This window comes from Lachnoclostridium phytofermentans, assembly GCF_000733755.1.
GTDB lineage: Bacteria > Bacillota > Clostridia > Lachnospirales > Lachnospiraceae > Lachnoclostridium > Lachnoclostridium phytofermentans_A.
In genome coordinates this window covers 229,821-248,850 of record NZ_JPOF01000001.1, presented here as the reverse complement: position 1 = coordinate 248,850, position 19,030 = coordinate 229,821, and the positions used below count along the sequence as shown (strand labels likewise).

General features: G+C 33.6%; 19 protein-coding genes. All 19 read right to left on the bottom strand.

Annotated elements, in window-relative coordinates:
• Positions 1–30 precede the first annotated feature (30 nt).
• On the bottom strand, positions 31–1,434 hold the full coding sequence (locus tag CC92_RS0101155; protein ID WP_029502227.1) for an amidophosphoribosyltransferase: 1,404 nt from the start codon (positions 1,432–1,434) through the stop codon (positions 31–33).
• 237 nt (positions 1,435–1,671) lie between these two features.
• A complete protein-coding gene (locus CC92_RS0101150) occupies positions 1,672–3,462 on the bottom strand; it encodes a hypothetical protein (RefSeq protein ID WP_029502228.1) in 1,791 nt (596 codons plus the stop codon).
• A 156-nt stretch (positions 3,463–3,618) separates the two neighbouring features.
• On the bottom strand, positions 3,619–4,692 hold the full coding sequence (locus CC92_RS0101145) for a DUF2920 family protein (protein ID WP_029502229.1): 1,074 nt from the start codon (positions 4,690–4,692) through the stop codon (positions 3,619–3,621).
• A gap of 120 nt (positions 4,693–4,812) precedes the next feature.
• Entirely contained in the window at positions 4,813–5,877 is a 1,065-nt protein-coding gene (pseI, locus tag CC92_RS0101140) for a pseudaminic acid synthase (protein ID WP_029502230.1), read from the bottom strand.
• Positions 5,878–5,965: 88 nt separating this feature from the next.
• Complete coding sequence (gene pseG / locus CC92_RS0101135) at positions 5,966–7,045, bottom strand: UDP-2,4-diacetamido-2,4,6-trideoxy-beta-L-altropyranose hydrolase (protein WP_051650647.1); 1,080 nt, start codon at positions 7,043–7,045, stop codon at positions 5,966–5,968.
• A gap of 15 nt (positions 7,046–7,060) precedes the next feature.
• Positions 7,061–8,674: a UDP-4-amino-4,6-dideoxy-N-acetyl-beta-L-altrosamine transaminase gene (gene pseC, locus CC92_RS0101130; RefSeq protein ID WP_162175510.1), complete on the bottom strand. Its 1,614-nt coding sequence runs from the start codon at positions 8,672–8,674 to the stop codon at positions 7,061–7,063.
• A 15-nt stretch (positions 8,675–8,689) separates the two neighbouring features.
• Positions 8,690–9,388, bottom strand: coding sequence for a pseudaminic acid cytidylyltransferase (pseF, locus tag CC92_RS0101125; RefSeq protein ID WP_029502233.1), 699 nt, complete (start codon positions 9,386–9,388; stop codon positions 8,690–8,692).
• Between the two features lie 98 nt (positions 9,389–9,486).
• The gene (pseB, locus tag CC92_RS0101120; RefSeq protein WP_029502234.1) at positions 9,487–10,485 is read right to left on the bottom strand and encodes a UDP-N-acetylglucosamine 4,6-dehydratase (inverting); all 999 of its coding nucleotides are present in this window, start codon (positions 10,483–10,485) and stop codon (positions 9,487–9,489) included.
• 57 nt (positions 10,486–10,542) lie between these two features.
• Positions 10,543–12,369 carry a motility associated factor glycosyltransferase family protein gene (locus CC92_RS0101115; protein ID WP_029502235.1) on the bottom strand — a complete coding sequence of 609 codons (1,827 nt, stop codon included), beginning with the start codon at positions 12,367–12,369 and terminating at the stop codon, positions 10,543–10,545.
• Between the two features lie 12 nt (positions 12,370–12,381).
• Positions 12,382–12,705 (bottom strand): hypothetical protein, encoded by a 324-nt coding sequence (locus tag CC92_RS0101110; protein ID WP_029502236.1) that lies wholly within the window; start codon positions 12,703–12,705, stop codon positions 12,382–12,384.
• Positions 12,706–12,894: 189 nt separating this feature from the next.
• Entirely contained in the window at positions 12,895–13,734 is an 840-nt protein-coding gene (locus tag CC92_RS0101105; protein ID WP_029502237.1) for a flagellin, read from the bottom strand.
• A 191-nt stretch (positions 13,735–13,925) separates the two neighbouring features.
• Positions 13,926–14,396 (bottom strand): flagellar protein FlgN, encoded by a 471-nt coding sequence (locus CC92_RS0101100; RefSeq protein WP_029502238.1) that lies wholly within the window; start codon positions 14,394–14,396, stop codon positions 13,926–13,928.
• A gap of 106 nt (positions 14,397–14,502) precedes the next feature.
• Entirely contained in the window at positions 14,503–14,883 is a 381-nt protein-coding gene (gene fliS, locus CC92_RS0101095; protein ID WP_029502239.1) for a flagellar export chaperone FliS, read from the bottom strand.
• 29 nt (positions 14,884–14,912) lie between these two features.
• On the bottom strand, positions 14,913–16,979 hold the full coding sequence (fliD, locus tag CC92_RS0101090; RefSeq protein WP_029502240.1) for a flagellar filament capping protein FliD: 2,067 nt from the start codon (positions 16,977–16,979) through the stop codon (positions 14,913–14,915).
• A gap of 14 nt (positions 16,980–16,993) precedes the next feature.
• Positions 16,994–17,377, bottom strand: coding sequence for a flagellar protein FlaG (locus tag CC92_RS21320; protein WP_051650648.1), 384 nt, complete (start codon positions 17,375–17,377; stop codon positions 16,994–16,996).
• Positions 17,378–17,573: 196 nt separating this feature from the next.
• Positions 17,574–18,062, bottom strand: a complete 489-nt coding sequence (locus tag CC92_RS0101080) for a hypothetical protein (RefSeq protein ID WP_029502242.1) — start codon at positions 18,060–18,062, stop codon at positions 17,574–17,576.
• Entirely contained in the window at positions 18,063–18,212 is a 150-nt protein-coding gene (locus CC92_RS22375) for a hypothetical protein (RefSeq protein WP_155998300.1), read from the bottom strand.
• 100 nt (positions 18,213–18,312) lie between these two features.
• Positions 18,313–18,531, bottom strand: coding sequence for a carbon storage regulator CsrA (gene csrA, locus CC92_RS0101070; RefSeq protein ID WP_029502243.1), 219 nt, complete (start codon positions 18,529–18,531; stop codon positions 18,313–18,315).
• Positions 18,525–18,992 carry a flagellar assembly protein FliW gene (gene fliW / locus CC92_RS0101065; protein WP_029502244.1) on the bottom strand — a complete coding sequence of 156 codons (468 nt, stop codon included), beginning with the start codon at positions 18,990–18,992 and terminating at the stop codon, positions 18,525–18,527. Before fliW ends, csrA begins: the two co-directional genes overlap by 7 nt.
• Between the last annotated feature and the right edge of the window lie 38 nt (positions 18,993–19,030).

Sequence of the window (19,030 nt, the reverse complement as noted above, 5' to 3'; positions counted from 1 at the left end):
TATTATCAAATCTGCTTGAAGATTTGATTACTATTCCTTGCCACTCCAACAATAGGTACATAACTTACATGGTGAAATTCCAACTGACTTTATCATATCATCCAAACGATGATAACGCAATGAGGTAAAGTTAAGTTTAGCCCTAATTTGATCGAGCATGTACTGATAACGATCCGACTCTGGGTTTGCATACTCTGGCAACACTTCCTTTGCATGTTCACCCTCCGCTTCTGCGATAACGCGTCTGGTTATCAAATCCATTTCTGAAGTTGATCTAGAAAAGTTTAGATATTTACATCCGTATAGTAGAGGTGGACATGCCGGACGAATATGGACTTCTTTCGCGCCACTTTGATATAAAAACTCTGTTGTCTCGCGAAGTTGTGTCCCTCGGACAATCGAATCATCAATGAGTAGCAAGCTTTTGTCCTTAATTAGATCATGAACCGGAATTAATTTCATCTTAGCAATCAAATCTCTCTGGCTTTGCATTGTTGGCATAAAAGATCGTGGCCAAGTTGGAGTATATTTGATGAACGGACGGGAAAATGGTATTCCAGAGCGATTCGCATATCCAATCGCATGAGCTGTTCCAGAGTCTGGAACACCGGCTACAATATCCGGTCTTACCTGATCTCTTTGTGCAAGTAAATCACCACAACGGTAACGCATCTTCTCAACACTAACACCCTCATAGGAAGAGGATGGATACCCATAGTAAACCCAGAGAAACGTACATATTTTCATATCAGAAGATGGCTCGCTTAACGTCTGTACTCCCTCTGGCGTGATAACGACTATTTCACCCGAACCTAGCTCTTTATACTCCGTATAACCAAGATTCAGATACGCAAAACTTTCGAAGGAAGCACAAAATGCTCCTTCTTTTTCACCGATCGATACCGGAGTTCTCCCCATTCTGTCTCTAGCTGCATAAATCCCCTTCGGTGTCATCAAAAGTAGCGTCATGGAGCCCTCTATGATTTCCTGAGCATAGCGGATTCCTTCTACAAGATGATCTTTTTGATTGATTATAGCTGCTACTAGCTCTGTAGGATTAATATCCCCACCACTCATTTCTAAAAAGTGTGGATTACCAGACTGAAATATCTTATTTACAATTTCTTCACTATTATTTATCTTACCAACTGTTGTAATCGCATAAGTACCATGATGGGAACGAACAATAAGCGGTTGTGGTTCAAAATCAGAGATACAACCTATCCCAATGTTTCCCTTCATCTTATTCACATCTTTCTCAAATTTCGTACGAAATGGGGAATTCTCAATATTGTGTATGGCACGATCATAACCACCTTCCCCGTAAACTGCCATACCACCTCTTCTAGTTCCGAGATGGGAATGATAATCCGTTCCAAAGAATAAGTCAAATACGCAATCAGTCTTAGAAGCTACACCAAAAAATCCGCCCATATTATTCCTCCAGTTAATCAGTATTGTTCTCAATACTAATTATTATATCAGAATATGGGCGGATTACCTAGTTTTCGATTTATTATAAAAATTAATGGAATTAGCAATTATAGCTACTGAATCATAAAGGTATCATGATTTTTCAAAGGATAGTAGCTATCTATCACTATTAAAGTGGTTTTTCTCCAAAGCAGAACCTTCCATATTTGGATGGTTATTCTCAACTATAGTGATATCCTAAGGCGTAGGTGTAGGTGTTGCTGTTGGTGTAGGAGTAGGTGTTGGAGGCTTTTCCTTTATAGTAACTGTATATTCCTTCTTTATTCCTTCCACTGTTACAGTAAACTTATAAGAATCCACTACCTTAGCAGAACTTGAAATCTTCACCGTTATAGTAAACTTTCCATCTGTTTTTACTTTATCTGCTGTAATCGTAAGGCCTGTTGGTTTTTTCGGAGCAGAAATTCTTGGAGTTGCTCCAACAGAAACATTCGTTGTAGAAACTTCAATTTTACCTTCTGCTGATGCTCCTTGTACAAGCTCAACCTTAGATTGTACAGTATCCGTAGCTGTCTGAACTACCTCGGTTGGTAAATTAACTGCGATAGCCTTAGAAGCTATTACTTGTTTTAGTGTTTTCGATTCTTTCACTGGTGCTATACGATAAATTAGAATTGGTTGTTCTACTTCGTTTTTCCCAGTGTACACTGAACTAGGTATCTTAACTGAAGATGGTTTTTCTTTTGTTCCCGCTTTCACTGTGTACCATCTAACATCGGTATAATCCACCTTAGAGTCATCGAAGGAACCTACACCACCGCAGTACTTACTACTAATCAGTGCTACTTGATAGCTGTCTGGATTCGAATTACTAAACATAATTCCGCTTTTTTTGCTATATGGTAATGCATAGGAGATCTCAATTCCTGTAGTTTCTGTTGTCTTCGGAGCTATAACATTAACATCAGAAATATTAGAGGATGGTTTTTTGGAATTAGCAGCAATTCTTACTTCCAAATCAAACTTTTGATATTGGAATGGAAATTTAACATTTTTTGAATTGTCATTAACATCATATTTTTTATATAAAGAATATAAGGATACAGGTTCTACTCTTCCTAATACATTGGCATGTGCATCTACAACATTGATCCATTCACCGTCTGGAAGAACACGATATTCATATCCAGCTCGTAATCCAACGGTTAAGTCACTACCATCCAAAACTACCTTTGGAGCAGTCGTAAGTTTGGTATAATTCAAACGAACTTCTTTACCGGCAGGAGCTCCCTGTGTTACATAAATCCCTTGCTTATCAACAACACTAGTCAGTTTTTCTTCTCCAGAAGACTTAATTCTGAAATACAAGGACGCACCTTTATTAGCATAAAGTGCTGGATTAAATTCTTCAAAATTTCTCCATTCTCCGTCAGAGCCATTTTTCCACTCAATATTACTGTATTCTTCGTAATATCTTGCAAAATAACCGCTACCTGTATAAAAGTAAACATAACCATATTCTTCACATACAGAATTAATGATATAAGTATTTGGATATACAACCTCCAAAGGCTTGTTTACAACTTTATCAATAAGAACTGATTGACCACTTAACCCAACCTTAAGGCTTTCTTCTCTAGGTTGTAAGTTAATTTGAATCATAGCATCATTGGAAGTCTCACTTGCATCCTTGATACCTAAAATAAATTCTTTAGAACGGCTAATCCATGAAATATCAATGACAGCAACAGAATTACTTCCTTCCGTCATCGTGATTGCTTCCATCCAGTCAAGTTTTTTAGCGTCACAATAAAGAATTGTAGCACCAGGTTGTACCACAATTCTTATCTCTTCATTCGTATGGTCAATGGTGATATCATTATATGTAATACTTCTACCTGACTTACCAAAGGCAGTCAAGCTTGCAGTAAATAAGAACACTAATAAAAAACAACCTAGAAACTTAACAATATTAGAGTAAGAAAATAGATTGCTCCATCGCCTACGTGTTTTAACCTCATAATTCATATATTCTCTCCTTTTTATAATTTGTCTCATTATGATACAAAGCGATTGCATGATAAAGAGAATCTTTGATTCCACTATAATGGTTATCGGCAATTAAATTAAAATCTTTATACAAAAATAGGATAAATATAACATACTAATTCTTAAATGTTATTTCTAACTTATTGATATTCTTGGAACTCCTAACCTCATGTCAATTAGATAGCACTTAGTGCTAGTTTTTATAACCTGCTCACTAAAATATAATGTTTCTTTTTTTGTAAGAAATTGCGGATATTGCTTCCAAACATAATCAAAAAATTTAATAAAGTCAGCATCTAGCCCGTGATTACAAGACTTGAATATGTCATTTATTCTATTTTCATCGATAACCTCTAACACTGTATTTGATACTTTATCCAAAAACTCCTTTTTTTCCTGAAATGATAGAAAATTGTCATTAATTCCATGAAATGATATGATATTAGCCTTATTCTCAAACATAGAATACAGCAACTTTAAATCGTAAAACTCAGAATCATACGATAGCTTACGTATTGAATATTGAAATAGGATTTCATACACAAACCCCTTTGAAAATGTCAGCCTTCGGTCATTATTTAGAAACATCGGATAAACATAAGAGCTATTATCTATAAGCATTGAAAATGCATTAGGTTCAAACATATTGCAAAGATATGCAATATAAGCTCCATGCGAATGCCCTGATACTATTATTCTCTTCTTATTACAAATTAATTTGTTGGAGTCTAGTATATCTAACAATATCTTAAGAGCAACTAAGTTATCGAGTGCCTGTATTATCCCTTGATCATTATAATTATCTAGAGACTCTTCAAGATTTTCAATTAGATTTACACCTAACTTTTGATAAAAGATATCAGCAGTTCCTTCCTTTACTTTTCTAAGAAAACTCTCATACATATCCTTGTCCATTTTATCCCGATATGCTTCCAGATTAAGCACTTGCTGCTTGGGTTCTTGCATGAATTCCCAGCCAAAATAATCACATTGTAGAGTCACCAGATTATATTGATCCGCGAATTGGTTCCTTATCTTTTTATAGATATTAGAATTTGAACTACCACCATAACCAGCAATTATCAATAAAATCCCTGTTTCTTCATTCACACCACTCTCTGGCTCAGAAAAATACATTTTTACACTACGTTCCTTCTCTGAATGGAAGCTAGCCTGTCCAATAAACTCAAAGTCATAATTTTTTGCCACGATTTCCTTACCTACTCTTTCGGCTTTCTCAATTAATGATTGTTACCCTTCTTAAATTAGATACAAAAAAATATAACTCAGAACCATATATAAAATTTTATATTAAGAACGTAACAATAATTATTTTGTATCATCCTCCAAAAATAATTCCCACGATACCGGTGTTCCCATATCAACATCTCTGACTACTCTTTTTCCTATTATTTGATCTATATACTTTGGTGAGATTCCATCTGATGGGCGTATACTTTTTACTTTATCCTGTGTAACAATTTCTCCAGCTTTTAAACTTTCCACAAAAAAAAGTGATCTTCTAAAGCGTAAATTATTAACTTCATCCCCGCTTGCCCCATACCTAACATTACCAATAGCTAACTCCGCATTTCTTACTTCTCTAACCATATTTTCGAATTCTTTTGGGCTCATAGAAAATTTAGCATCCGGATTATCACTGTCTTCACCTAATCCTAGATGCTTTTCAATTATATTTGCTCCTAACGAGACTGCAACGACAGCTCCTAAAGATCCCATTGAGTGATCAGATAATCCAATTGGTATATTCAACTTTTCTTTCATGTCTTTTATCGTTATCAAATTCATATCGGACGATATTGCAGGATAAGAACTCGAGCACTTTAGTAAAGCCAAACTATTGTTTCCAGTAGAATAAACTGCTTGAACAGCTTCTCGAATCTCTTCATACGTAGCCATACCAGTTGACATTATGATAGGTTTTCCCTTAGAAGCAACATACTTAATCAATGGAATATCCACAATTTCAAATGAAGCTATTTTATAGAAACAAACGCCTAGTTCCTCTAAGAAATCCGTTGCAGTAACATCAAAAGGAGTGGAAAAGATATCAATTCCTACCTTCTTGGCTTCCTCAAATAACTCTTGATGCCACTCCCATGGAGTATATGCCTTTTGATATAATTGATAAAGGTAATCTCCTTTCCAAGTACCATTGTCTATGAAAAAATATTTATTATCACAGTTAATTGTAATTGTATCTGGTGTGTAAGTTTGTAGCTTTACGCAATCTGCACCACTCTGTTTTGCTATACGAATAATCTCCTTGGCATTTTCTATACTACCACTGTGATTTGCTGACATCTCCGCAATAATATAGGTTGGAAATCCATCTCCTATTATCTTTTCGTTTATTTTAATATTCGATTGCATAATTGATATCTCCTAATTGTTATATCTTATATAAATATTTTAGTCTTTTCATAAGGAATCAAATGCTACACTAAATAAGCTATATCCATTAATAATCCTTTTCGATTAGTTCCAATATGGTAGCAACACAACGTTCTGTTCCTTTACAGTCAACTACCTCTTGTATCTTCTTAACCATTATTTTATTTAATCTTTTACTCATCATTACACTATTCAAGATAGTAAGAAACTTGTCTTCCTCCAGTTCTTCATATCTCCCCAGTGAGTATAGATATCCTAATTCTGAAGCTTTAGTAACTATTTGAACTTGGTTGTCTGCATAAATAAAAGCAAGCACAATTACCCCACACGCAAATAGTTCATAGATAGTACTCCCACCCGCACTGATTGCATAATCTGCCCATTTCATAAGATTACTCATTTTTTTCGGTGCTTCATAAAACTCAATATTAGAGTATCTTTGGTATAAAGATATATTCTTTTCGTTTTGATCCTTTCCAAACGCTTGTCCTAAAACTACTTTAAATTGAAATCTCTCAAATTGTTCCATTTTAACTAAGTAGTTCAGAATATTTCCAGTTATATCTTTAGGATCTGAAGCCCCTGTGGTAATAAGGACTCGGTTCCATGGCTGATGTTCTTTATCACGATTATTAATTTGTTTAAACTCATTTCGAATTAAGTTATAGGATAAGCCTAACAACCTCTTCTGATTTTCCAATATCGGATACTGGAGTGTATGTGCATTGATATTTCCATTAATTATAACATCAACAGGATAATCAGCAACATGTAAATCATCTATATAGATAAGACATTTCGTGTATTCTTTAAGCCCATGAAAAAACCAAGGTTCTACACTATAACTGTCAACAACAATGGCATCAGCAGCTCTATCAGATAGAATTTTTTTTATCTGTACCCAATCTTCCTCTAAAATTTCTGAGCTTCCATAACTGAACTGGTTTTCATTTAGCTCATATTTCGAAACTAAAGGCATTACCTCAAATCCCTCCGACAAGATTATCTGCTGCCCTACAGCGTATTTGGATATAAAAAATACCTTTTTGCCTTTCTGACGAAATTCCTTCGCTAAGGAAAGACAACGAATAACATGTCCCATCCCAACTATTGGACCACCATGTGAAAGAAAAACAATATCCCCCATTTCACTCCTCATTTCTTAACACTCTCTAACTGCTTTTATCACCTGTTCAATAACATAGTCTTGCTCTTCGATTGTCAACTTTGGAAACATTGGAAGGCTAATACACTTATCATATAATTCTTCTGCATTTTTACAACAAACCTCGTCATACCCATTCATTTGATAATACGGATGATGATATACAGGAATATAGTTTACATTAACATAAATGCCAGCATTTCTAAGTTTATCAAATACTTTCTTACGATTCTCTACCTGAATGATAAATAAGTGCCAGCTATTCTCACATCCATCCATTTGATATGGTAATTTTATCTCTGAATAATGCTGAAATGCATCTACATATCTTCTTGCGACTTCTTTACGTCTTTCAATAAACTTTTCTAACTTTTTCATCTGTGAACAACCTAAAGCACTTTGAATATCTGTCATTCTATAGTTAAAACCAAGGTCTAATTGTTGGTAATACCATTCCCCTTCATACTTAGTCATCATATCCTTATTTCTTGTTATACCATGACTTCTGAATAAAAGAAGTTTTTCATATAGATTTTTTTGGTTTGTGGTAATCATCCCACCCTCACCGGTGGTGATATGTTTTACCGGATGGAAACTAAATATAGTCATGTCAGAAATATTGCCTACTTTTTTATTACGATAATTAGCACCTAATGCATGTGCAGCATCTTCAATTACTATCAGATTATTTTCTTTTGCTATTCTATTGATTTCAGCCATCTCACATGGCTGTCCTGTAAAATGAACTGGTATAATAGCTTTCGTCTTATTTGTTATTTTTTTTTGGATTTCTTTTGGATCTATATTATAGGTATCTGCTTTAATATCAGCAAATACAGGTTTTCCACCACAATATAATACACTATTTGCTGTTGCTGCAAAAGTCATCGGTGTTGTAATCACTTCATCATTTTCTGATATTCCAGCTGCGTAACATGCAGCATGTAGCGCTGCAGTGCCATTAGAAACTGCAACCGCATATTTTGCACCAACATAGTCTGCAACCTTTTGTTCAAATTCTCTGACTTTCGGTCCTGTGGTTAGATAGTCTGATTTTAAAACTTCTATTACAGCCTGTATATCATCTTCTTCAATACACTGAGTACCATATGGTATGTTATACTTGATTTGATTATTATTTTCCATAACTATACTTTTATTTAAGTTTTTACTAAACTCCATATAATCCTCCTTCTCTAATACGTCATAATAAAGACTATTAAACGACCGCATTGATGCTAAGTTTCCATATTTAACAATTCCCTGCAAAATATTCACTCTATTCTTTACTTCTGGGACTTCTTCAATTAGTTCAAGAATCTTTTTCCCTAATCCTTGTCCTCGATAATGATAATCAATAGAAAAACTTATTATTCCAACATCGTTCTTTATATCTACACGAATCTGACCTAGTGGAGTATTTTTAAGATAGAAAATATAGAAGAAGCAATCTTTAGATTGCAACTTATTCTCAAACCATTTCACATGTTCGTCGAATGTAATATAGGAAGTATTTAATGAATTTTTTCTACATTCTGTCTCGTTTGACCACATAAAAATCATTTCTCGGTCAGCTAATTTTGCTCTTCTTAAATAAAAGTTTTCCTCCATTCGTATCGCTCCCATTTATTTATCAAAATTTTTGTGTAAATATAAATATTTTTGCTCCGCAAGTATCCAATCATCCTCATTATCAATATCTTGAACTTCTATTTCAGATAATATTATTGGATATGTTTTTTCCATATATATTTTTTTCTGTGCTAAAAAACTCTTACAATTTAAAGTATAGAACTGACCCGCATCATGATAAATTGGTTCAAGATCCTGTGACCTGAACTGAGCAAATTCTGGCCATTTTGCTTCCATCCACTTTCCATTCATAACAAGTCCACGTTGTGGTGGGAATGAAAATTTAAGAACAGGTAGCACACAATCTGCTTGTTTTGATATTAGTAATTCTACTGTCTCTCTTAATCTATCTGACGTAATAAATGGTGCTGTTGGATAAATACAGCATATAACATCAAAGTTTTGTCCTCTATTATCATACTCATTAATTACCTCTGAGATAACATCTGAAGTAGTTGCATAATCATCTGCATTTGCATTACTACGAAGAAAAGGTACGTTAGCACCTGCCTGTATTGCAAGTCTAGCAATTTCTTCATCATCTGTAGACACCATAACTTCATCAAAAATTTTAGAGTTTAGCGCCACCTCTATCGAATATAGCAAGATAGGCTTTCCTACAAATTCCTTTATATTCTTTCTCGGAATACGCTTACTTCCACCTCTTGCTGTAATAATCGCTATATTGGACATTATCATCATCCTTTCCATTCAACTCATTACAAATAATGATAAAGAGCTAAAAAGGCTATTGTCTTACTTTTTAACATAAGTACAAAAGCCTTTTACCTTTATAAATGTAATTTTTCTAACTCGCAGCGTAAATCTTCCACAGAAAGCCATTGTTTATTGTTATTAGAGTTATATTCAAATCCTTCATCTACTCTTTTCCCACCAGGTGTAAAGTAATTTTCATTATTCCACCATTCGAAGTTCGGATATACAATATAATGATTTTCATACTCATAACTTAGTCTTGAATCATCTTTTGTCACCATTACTTCATGTAACTTTTCTCCTTCGCGAATTCCAATTTCCTTTAATTTCGCATTAGGCAGCATTGCATAAGCTAAATCATTAATATGAAAGGATGGTATCTTTGAAATATATGTTTCTCCTCCTTTGGATTCATTGAGCGCTTTGAAAACTAATTCAACACCCTGCTCCAAAGTAATCCAAAAGCGTGTCATTCTAAAATCTGTAATCGGAAGCTCAGAACCACCATGATCAATTATATCTCTAAATATAGGTATAATTGATCCTCTACTTCCTGCAACATTGCCATAACGTACAACAGAAAATGTTGTTCCATCTACTCCTTTATATGCATTAGCAGCAATAAAAAGTTTATCCGATACTAATTTTGTTCCACCGTAAAGATTAATAGGATTTACAGCTTTATCTGTAGATAAAGCCACAACTTTCTTTACCCCACAATCTAGAGCAGCATCGATTACATTCTGTGCTCCATGTATATTCGTTTTAATAGCCTCAAATGGGTTATATTCACAGGTCGGTACCTGTTTCATAGCCGCCGCATGTATTACATAATCAACTCCACGAAAAGCTCGATTTAGACGGTCTTTATCACGAACATCACCAATAAAAAATCGTACTTTTGACATATCAACTTTATTTTGATATTCCATTTTCATGTTAGCTTGCTTAAATTCATCTCTAGAATATATAATCACTTTTTTCGGTTGATATTGATGAAATATCATTTCTAAAAATTTCTTACCAAAGGATCCAGTCCCTCCAGTAATCAAAATCGTTTTATTATTTAACATTGCGCTCTCTCCATATATTAAGTAATCACTATAATAAATCAGTTAATGACGAATTATTTAGCTCAATTTATTCAGAATGTCTAATTGTTTTTCAAAGTTTTCTTTCATATCAGAAACTAGTTGAAGCATCTGGTCGTATATCTCTTGATATATTGTAAATATCTGATGATAAACATCTACTTCATTTTTCAGTTTAGTATTTACTTCCTTATGTTTTTCAACTGTTGTTTTAAATACGGATAAATCAATTAACTGAAAAATAGTAAGTTTTTGTAATGACTCATTTGTCTTCTTAATCTTCTTATGATCAGTTTCAAACTTTTTAAAGTTAATTTGCTTTCTCTTTATCTTTGTTAATGTAGATTTACATAAGTTATTTATATTCCTAGCAATTTCTACTAAAGAATTACATTCGTTTAATCCACAGCTCACATAATCTTTAATAATAGACAACTTTTCATTTGTACATAAATAAGGAATATTTTCTATTTCCTTAGCTACATCAAACTGTTGATTACAATATCTCTCTACTACATCATGTAAAGTCATTACTTTAGTGCCGTGAATTAATGCACCACCTTCAGTAGCATCTATTACTTTAACATCCTCAGGCAAATATTTAATTCTATCTTCATACCATAAACGGAATCTTTCCCAATCAAATCTGGTTTTAACTATTTTACCATCGATACCTTCCACATAGATTTCATCATCAAGGTAAACCTTTTCTTCTTCTCCACCAGCATGGGTGACACTTCCTTTAAATGCCAAATCTTGTCCAACAAATATAATGTTTTTTAATCCAAGATAAAGACAAATTGAAAATGCTGTGGTTGCCACAGACGCTCCAGTGTCAATATAAGGAATAGAGCTACCTAATTTATTTGCCAAATTATTGATGTAATCATAACAGGAAATTAAAAATATCCTGCTCTCATGGTTACTAATAACACCAAGTTTCGAGTGAGCAGTACATATCAAGGGAATTGTTCTGCTTTTCTCGTCAGCAAAACATGCATCTGGCTTATCCGGGTCTACCGTGACAACAAAATCTGGAATAATACAACGCTCTAACAATGCAGGTAATGCACGATCCGTTGCAAATAGAACAGCTTTTCCTTTTGCAGATCTTAGCTCTTCAATATTTTTATCTAAAGAAGGACCCGCTGCTATTATGATTCCAGGAATATCACTTGGTACAATATTTTTACAATCAATCATTGAATTAATTTTAGGATAACTATGTAAACAATCAATCATAGCCTTTACATATTTAGGTCCAAAATGAGCTTCTGTATTACGATCAATTGAAACACTTTCATAGTTTCTTGATATTCTTTCATTAAATATTCGTAATTCATTCTGAAATAGTCGGGAGTAATATGGATGAGTACAGACTATCTGATTATATACATTCTCCCATTTTATTGTCGCGTTCAACAGATAGCTCCAAAATTCGTCATTAACACCCATAACAGTAATAAAAACATTTTTCCTTAGGAGAATATCTGACATATCATACTCATGAATAGCAGATAAAAATATTTCTTTTGACGGTTCTACTATAATTAAATGGGCATCCTCTTTCATCTCATCGATTATTGACCTCACAAATTGGCCATTACCTAACCCAAAGAGAGAAATTACCATATTTTCCTTGCTAAAATCATATTGAGAAACCCAGAATTTCGTTTCTTGAATAGGATTATACAAGCTATTCATCCTATAAATAGAGTTATTATGTTCAATAATCATAATAGGGGTACCATCTTTTGCAACAGCAGAATAAATCTTGTCGTCTAATGGTATCTCATCATCAAAAAGTGCATCTAATTTTATATTACGATTTTGGATGATTTCTTTGTTTTTCGTAAAATAACTCATTCCAACCTCCACTTAATTTGTCATTTCAAGATAGTTTCTCAAATCCAATAATTGAGGCTTTAATTCGTAATATAAAATATCAGCTAACATTATAGTATCTCTATCTTCTAAAGCCTTCACAGCCAATGTTAATTTTTGAAGAAATTCAGTTTCATGAAACATTAATTCATTACTTTGACTTTTTACTACATATATAGTACTTACTAATTGGGACATTTCACCTATTAATTCAGCAAAATCAGAGTATCCCTCTGATTCTTTCATTTGATATAATTTAATAGCTACTGCTTTTAACTTTTTTGCAATGTCCGTTATCGACTTTTTTAATTCTTCCATTTTATCTCCAATTTTATAGTGATTATTGACATACTATAACCAAATGCATTTTTACCTAATATATCGGACAATATCTTATAATCTTAACACTAATGAAATATTTCTGCAATTATAAGCTAAGATAAAGTATAACATCTGCATACATAAAAAAAAAGGTTACATAATGTAACCTTTCTTTTTTGGATTTTATTATCTTAATAAAGATAAAACACCCTGTGTTGATTGATTTGCTTGAGCAAGCATTGACTGAGCAGCCTGCTGAAGGATATTATCCTTAGAGTACTTAACCATCTCTTTTGCCATGTTTACATCACGGATACGAGATTCTGCAGACTGTAAATTCTCTGAAGTGTTATCAGCATTTGCAATAGTATGCTCTAATCTGTTCTGTAATGCACCAAGTGAAGAACGAGAAGTTGAAACAGATTCTAATGCATCATTAACTGTTTTAATAGCTGAAGAAATATTAGCAGCTGTTCCAGTTTCAATAGTATTAGCAATACCAGATACGTCGATTGCATCAGCACCTACAGCAGCAGCAGCGATTTGATCGATATCAAAAGTAATTGTCTGTCCAGCATTAGCGCCTAGCTGAAGCTGCTTATCAGTAAAGTTACCATCGAATAACTTCTGAGTATTGAATTCTGTCTGGCTACCGATACGAGTGATTTCACTAGCAAGTGCTGTGATTTCTGCAGAGATCGCTGCACGGTCAGCTGTTACGTTAGTATCATTGGATGCTTGTACTGTTAACTCTCTCATTCTCTGAAGAACGGAATGTACTTCGTTTAAAGCACCTTCTGCTGTTTGGATTAAAGAAATACCATCCTGAGCGTTTGTAGAAGCCTGATCAAGACCACGGATCTGTCCACGCATTTTTTCAGAAATGGAAAGACCAGCTGCATCATCACCAGCACGGTTAATTCTGTAACCAGAAGATAACTTCTCACTAGATTTTGCTAAATTTCCTGTTGTAATACCTAACTGTCTGTTAGTATTCGCAGATGTCATATTGTGTTGAATAATCATAATTTTTTCCTCCTTGAATTTTCAGCAGCATCCATGCCACCGATTTTTGTTTTTACTATTCAGTAAAAGCATTTGCTTTACTTATCCTATATATCGAATGTTTATGCAATAAAGTTAATAGCATTATTTTATATTTTTTCTGTACTTTTTTAATTTAACTAATCCTCAGAATTTTCCCTGCTTCATCTACTCTATTTTCTTCTATCCATAAAATAAGAGTCGTCTAATTGTCTTCCATTCATATTCTTGTAATAACTCGATGTCATCTGATTATTTAAACGGAAACTTTTAATCTTCTCTCTTTCTTTTCTAACATAAGCTTCAAATTTCACTCTACTCTTCTGCTCCAAAGCTTGTATCTCTTCACTAAGTGATATTATTTCTTGATTTTCTAATTTGGCTTGCTGTTCCATAGTACTATATGGTCTATTAGAACTTACTTCACCTATTTGTTCTATAAACTCTTCATATTCTTGATTTAATTGAGAGAGTGTTATGATCAAATCTTCTTTATCCTCAATATATTCTTCGAATATTTCAAGATCATTTTCTTGAACAAACTCTATTTTTTCTTGTTCTTTCACTACACTCAATATTGCTTTCAGGCACTCTTTTTTCCTATCTAGAATCTCTAATAGTTTAAGAATTTTTTCGTCTTTCATGAAGCCTCCTTCCATAGTATGGCAAGCCAACTCACTGGTAAAATCGCCATAGCCGTTGTAATAAAGAAAAATCACAAATTTCTTTACTACAACGGCCCTAATTTACCTATTGAACATAGATATTATTTTTTTTCATTACTTCTTTCCATGTATCCTTCATCTGACGAATGTAGTCAAGCGCTTCTTCTAAAATCTCAGTATCTTTTTTAATATTTGCGTCAACTAATCTACGATAAATATAATCATATACTGTTTCAAATTCGCTTGCTATCGGATACTTAAAGTCTAATGTAGAACGAAGCTCTGTAATTATTCTTTGAGCTTTTAATAAATTTTCATTTACTTTTGCATAATCATCCTGTTCTAAACCATATAATGCTTTGTTGCAAAACTTAATTGCACCTTCATATAGCATTAATGTTAGCTCTGCCGGTGAAGCCGTATTTATCTTAGTTCCTTGATATATACTTGCCGCATTTTGAGCCATATTAAAATCCTCCTACTTTTCCATATCATTTACAAGCCCAACATACTAGATAACTGGCTAGACTGAGAATTTAGTTTACTCATAGCAGTTTCCATAGCGGAAAACTGCTTATAGTAACGATCTTCCATATTCTTCAATTTCTTTTCTAACGTTGCCAAATCTTTTTTGTAACGGGTTTCTAATTTATCCATTTCTTTGTCGTTATAGATAGTTAAAGCACTACTTAGGGAAGTACTTTTCATCTTATCGGATATATCTTGGTAAAGGTTGTTTGCTAATTTTGTTAGAACCTGAATTACTTCATCAGGGTTTTCTGATAAAGCCTTCTTTAGCTTGTCAGTATCTCCAGCATATAATGAATCCTCACTATCTCCAGCTATATGCAATATACCTTTCTCTGTATAAGCTCCTGTAACTATGCCAAATGTTGAGAGTGATAAATTCTTTCCATTCACAGTTACACTTCCTGCCATATTAGTTCTCATCGTAGATAGAACACCGCTTAACTTATCATCACGACGTAATAAAGAGTCTTTAATTTTTTGCTCCCATTTCTCGATTTGATCATCTGTCATAGCCTCTTTTTCGTCATCAGTCAAAGGATTATAGCCCCTAGAGGAGTTTGCATTATATAGAGTATTCATCTCCTGTAAAAGCTCATTGTATCCTTTCACAAAATTACGAACCATATCATAAACGGCATCTGTATCATTTGCAATCGTTAAGGAAACCGTATCAGACCCTTCTGTTACGCCATGTAATTCAAACGTTACGCCATTCGCGGTTACTTGGTTTGAACTTCCTTCTAATTCAGCGCCATTATATACGATAATACTATTAGCAGCACTTACAACAGATGCACCAGGTACTGTAGATTTACTAACTAATTTATCCCCTTCCATAATATTAGTAATAGTTCCAATTCCAATATTATCTAAGCTATTAGTATTAATTTCTTCTCCTGGAGCAACTTCAGTGGCTGCAGCTCCCTCTAATGCTAAAATCATGTTTGTTTGATTCACATAATAAGGATTTTTCTTTTCCTCTTCTGTTAAAGAAGCTGAGTCTTTGCCTAAAATTTCTTGATACTGATTTTGATAATATTTAACAAATTTATTTCTTTCTGCATTAATTGCACTTTTTACAGCAGCATCTATCGCTTTTTGGTCATCTGGGTCACCAGTATAGTTATTTCTTGCGTCCTGTTCAGCTTCTGTAGCACTCTTTACTCCAGCTGCTGCCAATTCCTCAGCAAGCGCGCTTTCATAACCATTACTTAATTTTGAAGTTGTATTGCTCTTCATATAGTCATTTAACTTCTTAACAGTAGCTTCAAAAGTTTTTTCTTCTTCTGCAGTTCTTGCCCCATCCTTAGATTTCAATTTAACATAGGTATCAATGGCTTTATCCATCTCATACCTTGTTGTCCCAGACGTAGTGGAATTATGATACCCTAATAAATTACGAACATCTTCTCTGTCTGTAGATACATTTACAGTTTTTGTTACTATAGAAAATACATTATCCTCGCCACTTTGCTTAGAACTAAGAAATATTCGTTTCTGTGTATTGTCAAAACTTGCATTTAAACCTGCCTTATTACAAGCTTCAGTAAAATCACTTAAAGTGGTTTCTTTTGTTACATAAAGTTCTGTAACCTTACCACCATTGGTGATTTGAACTACTGATTCTTTGCCATTTAACACATCAAATCCTAGTTCTGACAATTTTGTATTTCCTGTAACATTATCTCCTAGTTTTACTCCAGTCACATATTGAGCACTCGCAAGTTGTTTCACCTGTACATTATGAGAACCAGTTGCTGCTCCTACGCCTGCTTTAACCGTAACCTTACTCTCATTGGAGGATGTAGCTTTTTTTGTTGCATAACTACCTTGTGTTTTTAGCTTTGATAATGGACCAGTATAAAACTTATAAATCTTAGAGTTCATGTCCTTCCAGACATCTTTAGTCCATTGTAATTTTGTAAGCTTATTTTCAACTTTCGTCTTTTTTAAACTCTGAGCATTCATTAACTCTTTTACAATGGCATCTGTATCCATATTTGATGCAATTCCCGATAAACGTATTGGCATATTATGAAACCTCCTTATCTTTTTTCGTCAACGAGTATCCCTGCCATCTCCCACATCTTCTCGATCATATCAAGAATTTTTTCTGGTGGGACCTCTCGCAATACCTCATCTGTTTGAGTATCAATTATCTTAATTGATATACTCCTTGTAGGTTCATGATAGGAAAACTCACATCTCGTTTGTGTATGTTTCATTGCTTTATTAGCTTTATCCACAGCTGACTTTATCTGCTGTTCATTTGATTGATTGTTAGTGCCGTTATTTGACATGCTCATGCCTTCAGCTGATGATTTTTTCTGAACTGGTAATCCTGTTGCAGCTCCCGATTTTCCCATTGTAGGGGATACTCCCGGTGACTCTGCGTAATTTGCTATTCCATTTATGGGCTTTAATTCCATAACTCCACCTCCATGTGAACTATATAAAATATCCTTTTTTATGCAAATTTACTCTGTCTTATGTATATATCGTCACCTTTTCAATTTAGTAAAGAGTAATCGATAAAAATATCTACTTATCTTTACAATTTCATCCTTCAAACATCAACTTACAACACTTCCACTAGATAGAATTACACTGATTTATTTATCCAAATTACTTCTTTTGGTCAAGACAAGACTTATTATCTTTCAAACTATGAATTGCTCGATAGTAATCTGCTACCGACTTGCTACTCTTTTTCATATTAACAGCTTCATGCCCCTTGGTAGCTGATATTAGCTCCAGTTTCATTTTGTTGTGCTGCTCTAATCCTCGCAACGTAACTCCAAGTTCTACAACGATAGGTATCATTTTTTGCATTTTTTGAATTTCCATAGTAAATTCTGAAATTTCATTTCTGACATAACCTATTACCTTTTGATACAAAGATTCAAATTGCACATCTAGCTCTTTAATTTCTTTAATCAGTTCTTCTTTTTTGGATACTTCTGATTTAAATTGCTCTACACTTGGTGGTTGAGATTCTAAGGCTATCTTTTGCTTTTTTGTAATTGATATTAGGTTAGTTAGTACTTGCTCTTTCTTTTCCAAACTAATAACTAATGCTCTTAAATATGTCTTCATTATTTCATTTGTTTCCACTCAATAACCTCGCTTCTGGCGCTTTTGCACCTTTTCATAATGATTGCAATTCTTTGTTTCAGCACAATTATCAAAATGAACATCTTCTTTCATTCTTATCTCTTTGTTTAAACAAAACGGGGCTATGACTGGTACAACTATTCCCGTCAAAGCCCCTCCCATATATTAAGGATTTCTATGATACAAATCCTATATAGCAAACCATAGTAAATATAACATAAAACTAAAATTGATGTTCCGTAATATATTACTAAAACAACTTACGCAACTCTTCTAAGGAAACGCTTCCATCAACAGCCTCTTTATTAGATTCTTGTATCTGAAGGTATATTTCCTTTCTATAAATTGGAACCGATTTCGGTGCATTGATTCCTATTTTTACTTGATCACCTTTAATTTCTAATATAGTGATTTCAATATCATTACCAAGCATGATGGATTCGTTTAATTTTCTTGATAAAGCTAGCATTCTCCATCCTCCTTAGCTCTATTTTGAAATATCTCATAGACTGGATATTTAACTATATAATTAGGATCTTCAACTACAACCTGGCAGCCCTTTTTATTTGCTGTATTAATAATAATCGGAGCTTTCAGATTTGATGTCATTTTAGTTAAGTCTGAAGGTACAGTTAACGTCAAGAAAACAACGATGTTTTCTTCTTTGATGTCACCTAATGACACCAATAACTCATCCTCTATAAATGGATTATAATTTTCAAGCACGTAGCTAGGTTGAATAATAGGTAACGCAAGGGATACCTCATCCAAACTTTGCAACCAGGAGATTACACTGCTATTCTCGTCCTCTCCATTATAAAGAATGGTATATCGTTTGCAATTCTCAAATCCAAATATCCCATGTTCAAATGTTAGGATCTTATCTTCTTCTAACTCTATTTCACCAAAGTGCTTTGTTGCTATTACCATAAGTACTCTTCCTTTCTACTTTATAGAAAATCTAATAA